Annotated in this window: 8 protein-coding genes and 1 pseudogene; all 9 read left to right on the forward strand. The window is 42.0% G+C overall.

Translation table 11 applies throughout. The features are described from left to right. Positions 1-340 precede the first annotated feature (340 nt). Complete coding sequence (locus tag BI182_RS09670) at positions 341-925, forward strand: helix-turn-helix domain-containing protein (protein WP_286807516.1); 585 nt, start codon at positions 341-343, stop codon at positions 923-925. Further along, the gene (locus BI182_RS09675) at positions 882-1,904 is read left to right on the forward strand and encodes a Mu transposase domain-containing protein (RefSeq protein ID WP_286807517.1); all 1,023 of its coding nucleotides are present in this window, start codon (positions 882-884) and stop codon (positions 1,902-1,904) included. Before BI182_RS09670 ends, BI182_RS09675 begins: the two co-directional genes overlap by 44 nt. Beyond that, entirely contained in the window at positions 1,897-2,259 is a 363-nt protein-coding gene (locus BI182_RS09680; protein ID WP_286807519.1) for an ATP-binding protein, read from the forward strand. Before BI182_RS09675 ends, BI182_RS09680 begins: the two co-directional genes overlap by 8 nt. Before the next feature lie 112 nt (positions 2,260-2,371). Next, positions 2,372-3,616 (forward strand): site-specific integrase, encoded by a 1,245-nt coding sequence (locus BI182_RS09685; RefSeq protein WP_286807521.1) that lies wholly within the window; start codon positions 2,372-2,374, stop codon positions 3,614-3,616. After that, positions 3,613-4,587 (forward strand): tyrosine-type recombinase/integrase, encoded by a 975-nt coding sequence (locus BI182_RS09690; RefSeq protein WP_286807523.1) that lies wholly within the window; start codon positions 3,613-3,615, stop codon positions 4,585-4,587. The genes BI182_RS09685 and BI182_RS09690 overlap by 4 nt, the downstream gene beginning before the upstream one ends. After that, the gene (locus BI182_RS09695) at positions 4,574-5,596 is read left to right on the forward strand and encodes a site-specific integrase (RefSeq protein WP_286807524.1); all 1,023 of its coding nucleotides are present in this window, start codon (positions 4,574-4,576) and stop codon (positions 5,594-5,596) included. The genes BI182_RS09690 and BI182_RS09695 overlap by 14 nt, the downstream gene beginning before the upstream one ends. A 128-nt stretch (positions 5,597-5,724) precedes the next feature. Further along, positions 5,725-6,165 (forward strand): annotated as a pseudogene (locus tag BI182_RS09700) (ATP-binding protein); the annotation flags it as partial. Continuing rightward, positions 6,158-6,487 carry a hypothetical protein gene (locus BI182_RS09705; RefSeq protein WP_286807526.1) on the forward strand — a complete coding sequence of 110 codons (330 nt, stop codon included), beginning with the start codon at positions 6,158-6,160 and terminating at the stop codon, positions 6,485-6,487. The pseudogene BI182_RS09700 and the gene BI182_RS09705, both read left to right, overlap by 8 nt. A gap of 321 nt (positions 6,488-6,808) precedes the next feature. Further along, the gene (locus BI182_RS17280) at positions 6,809-7,117 is read left to right on the forward strand and encodes a DUF6431 domain-containing protein (protein ID WP_353744764.1); all 309 of its coding nucleotides are present in this window, start codon (positions 6,809-6,811) and stop codon (positions 7,115-7,117) included. Positions 7,118-7,238 lie beyond the last annotated feature (121 nt).

The following is a 7,238-nucleotide window of genomic DNA, read 5'->3' on the forward strand; positions in this document are numbered from 1 at the left end:
ATACTTGAACTAGCATTCATATGTTGTGTATTTATTATATTATTATTTTTCTCATATGTCAATAGTTATATGAGCATTTATTCAAGTGTTTTTTAATAACTGAATTGAAACATCTAAAAACACCTGCTTACGATAATAGTACTATAAAAGGGTGCTTTCAATACAAACGTTTTGAGTATTCCGACGATTTAGAGCCACACAGTCTCCTGCGCAGAGCCACCTAATCCGACGCAGGGAGCCACCTGTTAAAAATTTCAAATCCGCTATAGAGAGCCACTAACGTAAGTATTAAAATGAAGCTACGGGATAACCGTGATACTTACGAAAGGAGGACATGTTAATGTCCAAAGAAAAACAAATTTTACAGCTCCGCCTTGACGGATTCAGCCAGCGGAGAATTGCGGATACGTTAAAAGTATCCCGAAACACAGTAGCCAGGGTGGTAAAGGCCTGCGATGCCCACCCGATTAATGAGCAGGAGCTTCAGGCCATTGACGAATCAAAACTGCATCAGCATCTCTTTCCGGAAGAAACACAGATCCCAGTAATGACACTACCGGATTATGATTACATCCATAAGGAACTGCTGAAAAATGGGGTGATCTTAAAGCTGCTCTGGGAAGAATATCTTGACACGTGTCGGCATACCCAAAGACCGCCTTATATGTATTCTCAATTCTGCAAGCTTTATCAGGAGCATGTCAATCAGAACCGGCTCACCATGCATATCCACCATAAACCCGGGGATAAAATCATGGTTGACTGGGCGGGAACACCCCTGCCGCTTTATGATCAGGTCACGGGAACAAGCTGTAAAGTTTATCTCTTTGTGGCAACCCTGCCGTTTAGCATGTATTTGCTATGCGAAAGCCTGTCTGACCATGAAGGAAGAAGACTGGATCAATGCCCATATCAGTATGTATGACTATTTTGGTGCATCGACCCGATTGCTCATTCCCGATAACCTGAAGGTAGGCATTCTGAGTCATAAGAAGCATGAAGATCCCGTCATCAATCGGGCCTATCAGGAACTGGCTGATCATTATCAGACCGGGTTGTTGCCGGCCCGGATCTTATCTCCCAAAGATAAAGCCGCGGTGGAAGGTTCGGTTGGTCTGCTGACGAATCATGTGATGGGAAAACTCCGCAACCGGCAATTTTTTAGTATCCATGAAATGAATCGAGCCATACTGAAAGAGCTGGAACGATTCAATCATGCCGATTTTCAGAAAAAGGATGGTTCCCGTTATTCAGTATTTCAACAAGAAGAATTACCCTTTATGCAGCCACTTCCGAAATTTCCCTTTGAGTTTGCCCAGTGGAAAACCGCCACGGTTCAGCTGAACTACCATGTTTCAATCGATCAACAATATTATTCGATCCCCTATGAATACGTCCGGAAAAAAGTGGATCTCCGCTATACCCGAAATATCATTGAAGTTTTCTATAAGGGAACCCGGCTTTGCAGCCATCGGCGGCTGTATGGCCGACGGGGTCAGTATTCAACCAATGTCGACCACATGCCGATCAACCATCAACTTTACAGTGAATGGGATTCGGCCCGATTTTTAAGATGGGCCGACGATATTGGCCCATCGACAAAAGCCGTGGTTCAAAAGATGTTCGACTCTTATCGGGTGGAGGAACAGGCCTACAAAGGCTGTTTGTCTCTCTTAAAACTGGCCAATCACTATTCAGCCGAGCGACTGGAAAGCGCTTGCGGGGCGGCACTAGAATACATTCCCAATCCCCGCTACAAAAATATTAAACTGATTCTGGAATCCGGACAGGATTCGGTCGCTAGAAACAAAAAACAACCGACATCACAATCATCTCCGGATGAGATCAACAAATATGCCTATGTCAGGGGACCGGCTTATTACGGGGGTGACAGCGATGAATAATGATACGTTGAAAAAGCTGAAAACCATGCGGTTGCCCGTTTTTGCCCAATGTTACCAGAACCAGCTTGAAGATGAAATGACCTATCTTTCCATGTCATTTCAGGAACGTCTGGCTCTGATGGTCGATGCGGAGTATGATTCCCGACACAACAACAATATCAAACGGCTCATCAAGGAAGCTAAATTTAATAATTCAGCAGCTTTTCTGGGAAATATCGAATATCTGCCGGATCGTCATTTGAATCGCGAACTGCTGGAAAGTCTGGCAAGCAACGAATACATTCGCCAGGGGCAAAACGTCATTCTGGTTGGCGCCACCGGTTGCGGCAACTATGTAAAGTCATGCGTTATGTAAAGTTGAGGGCAGAAATCACTAAAAATCAAAGTTTTTTTGTCTTGAACTTTACATAACCCTATAGAATGTATTTAGAGCAAAGCTCAAATATTTCTATAGGAGGATGTAAACAATGGGAGGATTATTAACCCTTGAAGAACTGATTGATACAGTTCTTCAAAAAATGAGTGAAATGGACTACGCAAAACAAACAATTCTCAACTATCAGCGTTTTTACCGCCGATTTCTAAATTTTGCGAATGAGCGAAACGAAGTCTATTTCACCGAGAATCTTGGAAGCTCGTTTTTGTTGGAAAACTATGGTTGTACACATGATACTATCCACGAGAATTCACCAACAAAAAAGATCTGTGTACAGGTACGCTATATTCGCGTATTGGGGGATTATCAAATCCATGGGATTATTCTTCGCAGGAAGCTTGGTCCGACTGCGGCATCCGTTTGCCCGAAACAGTTTCAGACTGCCTTCAATGGTTACCTTGAAGAATGCAAAAGCAGAAATCTGTCCGAACAGGGAAACTATAGCAGAATGAATCGCATCAGACATTTTATTTTTTATCTGAATGAGCATGGGATTGATGACTGCAATAGTATCGATGCAACAATACTTGCAGAATATATCAGAACATTCATCAATTATTCAAGTAAGTCAGTGACTTCAACTATGGTAGCGATTCGTTGTTTTCTTCAATATCTTTACCTGAATGAACTGACTTCTCAGAATATGGCGGATTCCCTTCCAAAAATCAAAAACTACTATGCGCCAGCGATGCCAAAAACATGGAAAACTGAGGAGGTGACAAAAGTTCTTTCATGCATAGACCGTGGAAACCCTACCGGAAAGCGGGATTATGCGATTCTTTTAATAGTAGCAAGATATGGTCTTCGATGTTCAGATATTAAAAATCTTAAGCTCGAAAATCTGCAATGGCATGACAGTACAATCCAGATCATTCAGCACAAAACAGGCAATCCCGTATCGTTTCCCCTTCTTCGTGATGTTGGATGGGCTTTGATTGATTATTTAAAAACTGGCCGCCCGAGAACAAAATCCGAGTATGTATTCGTCAGGCATGTTGCTCCTTTTGAAGCATTTACTCCGAATTCAGCGTTAAGCAGGATTCTTGTAAAATATATCAGGGAAGCCGGTATTCCGGTTACAAGAGAAACACCATTGGGAATGCATTCTTTGAGACATACACTGGCGAGTACTCTCCTTGAGGAAAATATACCACTTCCTGTTATATCAGAAATTCTGGGCCATTCCAATCTCAAATCTACGGAAATTTATCTGCATATCGATTATGCCCGCTTGAGAGAATGTGCGCTCAATCCCGAGGAGGTGTTTGACAGATGAATAAACCGTTAACGCTTGAGAAGGTTGTATCACACTACATTGAAGAAAAACGTAGCCTCGGATTTAAGTATGACAAAAATGAGCAAGTATTAAACCGATTTATTCGCCTTGCAGAACAGGAGGGATATACAAAACCGCAACTGGATGAAGCACTTGTGAAAATCTGGATTTCCAAAACAGTTTATGAGACAGAAAAGAACCGCCAATATCGCATTGGTGTTATACGGGGTCTGGCAGATTATATGATTCGACTTGGTTATCAGGCCTATGTTTATTCGGTGAAATCACGAATATTTCTAAACGACACCTACGAGCCACATATTTTTACCAATGATGAATTGGCAGAACTTTTCCAATCGGCAGCTAAAATGAGTAATACAGAGAAGTATCCATTTCGAAGCAGGCAGTATACACTGATCTTGAAGATGCTATACAGCACCGGCATGCGAAGTAGCGAACTTATGCAGTTGAAAAAGAATGATGTTGATCTTGATACCGGTATCCTCCATATCCGTGAAACGAAGTTTAAAAAGGAACGTTTTATCCCCCTTAATGAAACAATATTACAACAAAGTCAAAATTATGACAGATATATTCGCAGTTATGAACAATGGCAACAATCAGAGCATTTCTTTTTCAATAGTCAAGGCACATCTTTAAAAGATATTTATCATCCATATCGGTTGATTCTCAAAACTGCTGGCATATCCCATGGTGGGCGTGGAAAAGGACCGAGAGTTCACGATCTTCGTCACACTTTTGCAGTACATTGCCTGAGAAACTGGGTTCGAAACGGAAAAGATTTGACCACGGCCCTTCCTTACCTGTCCGCATACATGGGACATTCCGGTATTCGAAGTAGCCAGTATTACCTACGTCTGACAGCAGAATTGTATCCGGATATTGTAAATACTTTGGATGTTGACTATGGTTGGGTCATACCCGAGGTGGATATTGATGAAAACAACTGATTTTGCCAGATATCTGACTTCATTCCTTGGATCATATCTGCCGACTCTGAGAAATGTTAGTTCAAACACCGTTAGTTCCTATAGCGATACGTTTCGTTTATTTTTACAGTATTACCAAAACACCGCCAGCAACCGGATTGAGCGTCTGACTATGAAACAATTTAATACTGAACTGATTTCAGGTTTTCTTGACTGGCTGGAAAAAGAGAGAAATTGCTCTGTTTCTACAAGAAATCAGCGACTTGCCTGTATTCATGCGTTTGTGCGATATGTTGAAACGGAGCTTCCTGAAAATCTCTTTGAACTCCAGAAGATCATGGCAATACCATCAAAAAAATGCACTCACGAAAACATGACTTATCTTTCTGTTGAAGCGATGTCTGTACTTTTAAATGAACCGGATATTTCAATAAAACGTGGTCGCAGAGACCTAATGCTTCTCACACTGCTTTATGATAGCGGTGCCCGTGTTCAGGAACTCATCAATCTTTCTGTGAAGGACGTTCGAACATCTGCGCCGGCCACCATTACCCTTTTGGGAAAGGGCAGAAAAATCCGAAGTATTCCTTTAATGAGCCGGACAAACAAGATGCTGGTTCAATATTTAAAGGAGCAGCAGTTTTGGGAAATACCCGAAAAACTGGATTCGCCGTTATTTTTTAATAGCAGGAATGAACGACTGACGCGAGCAGGTATTACATATATTATACAGAAGTATGTAGATAAAGCCAAAAACAATACCGATATCATTTTTCCGGAGAAGGTTACGCCCCATGTATTTCGACATACCAAAGCCATGCACTTATTGCAGTCAAATATAAATTTAATTTATATACGCGATTTCTTAGGACATGTAAGTATTACAACCACGGAAATTTATGCAAGAGCCGATTCGGAAACAAAACGTAAAGCTCTTGAAGCTGCTTATGTAAACGCAGAAGCTCCAATTCAACCGGACTGGAACGATGATAAAAATCTGATGGTATGGCTAAAAAACATTTGCAAATGAGTAATTATTATGTAAAGTTAAAGGCGGAAAAAAGAGATGTTGTCAATGATTTTCGCCTTCGACTTTACATAACATAAAACTTCGCATAATTTCCATTATGTGAATCTTTACATAATGGAAAAACCTACCTCAGCAATGCTCTGGGCAATGCTGCCTGTCGAAAATTCAAATCGGTCCGCTACATCCGGATGCCGGAACTGCTGGATGAGTTAAGTGTTGCCAAGGGTTGTGGCACTTTCAGAAAGACCATCAAATCCTACCAGAAGGTTGAACTGCTGATTCTCGATGAATGGCTGATCCGCACCTTGGAACCACAGGAAGCCTATGATCTGCTTGAGATTGTCGAAACCCGCTGTAAGGAAGGTTCCATTATCTTCTGCACCCAATACGAGATGGAAGGCTGGTATGAACGCATCAATCCCGATCCGGATAATGACAGCCCGATATCTGAAGCCATCATGGATCGCATCATTCACAATGCCTATGACATCCGGATTGGTGGCAAAATTTCGATGCGGGAACGGCGCAGCTTCAAGACTTCTTCCAAAAGCGGTGCAAGCCATGGTTGATCAGAATAATTGCTTTTACAGCTGCGACTGCGATTGCCAATACGAATTCTGTCAGTTGATTGATGATCTGATAAAAGATATTCAACATCTGGAATCTGAAACGGTCAGAACCCGTTATGAGCTGAGCCGTCATCTTACATATCCTTATAATGAGTATCTCAGAAGCGACATTCTCTCCGATCTGGGCAGGCGATATAGTGATCATCCCACATACCAGATCTATATTCAGTTGTTATATAATAACCAGGATCCCATGGAAACCGATGAGTGGTGCGAACATATCTGTCGTCTTGCTCATGGCCACAATGATTCTGAGTATTAGCATTTAGTTATTAATGGTTCAGCTTCCGCGAGGGTGGGATCTTACCCTCCGTGAAGTTGGGTCGAAATGTCCGTGCAAATGGAGTTTGCCGGTCGGAATATACTGTTTTTGACCAACTAAAATGACCATTTATTGATTCACTTGAATGTCTGGGAGTTGCTCTGTATAATGTCATTAACCGACAGAAAGAGAAAGGCCCCAGAGAACCCTTCCTGCAAGATTGCGTCCTCTGAGACCCTGGTATAGAACCATGATTATTGTAACAGATGGACGGCTTTCCTTCAATGAGGAATTGCAGGTTTTTCATATGAGAGCCATGATATCCATTATTGCCCGGATTGCCAAAGCATTCTTCAGCATCGTGATTACAGGCTTAGAATCATGAAAACCGAGGGTGGAACAAAGCAGTTCATCCAGATTGAGCGGTTAAAATGCAATCACTGTGAGCGCCTGCACAATGCGCTTCCGGACTTTCTTGTTCCGTATAAACACTATGTAGCCCAAATTATTTCAGGGGTATTGGATGAAGTGATCTCAGCAGATGATCTGGAATTGTCAATAATAGTTCAGTCAAAACACGCAAGGAATTTTCCAAGCCCCTATAGAATAGCCAGCCCTCATCGTCGGTAACAATCATCAAAACTTTGAATGCTATGCAGCGAGTTGATGATTGTCGAAAAAAAGCCCCCGATAAACCAGCGGTGGATAGCCATTATTTGTACTGTAAATTCGTCGTCGATTGTAATAATGG

It is taken from the genome of Acetobacterium sp. MES1, from assembly GCF_002237635.1.
Taxonomy (GTDB): Bacteria; Bacillota; Clostridia; order Eubacteriales; family Eubacteriaceae; genus Acetobacterium; species Acetobacterium wieringae.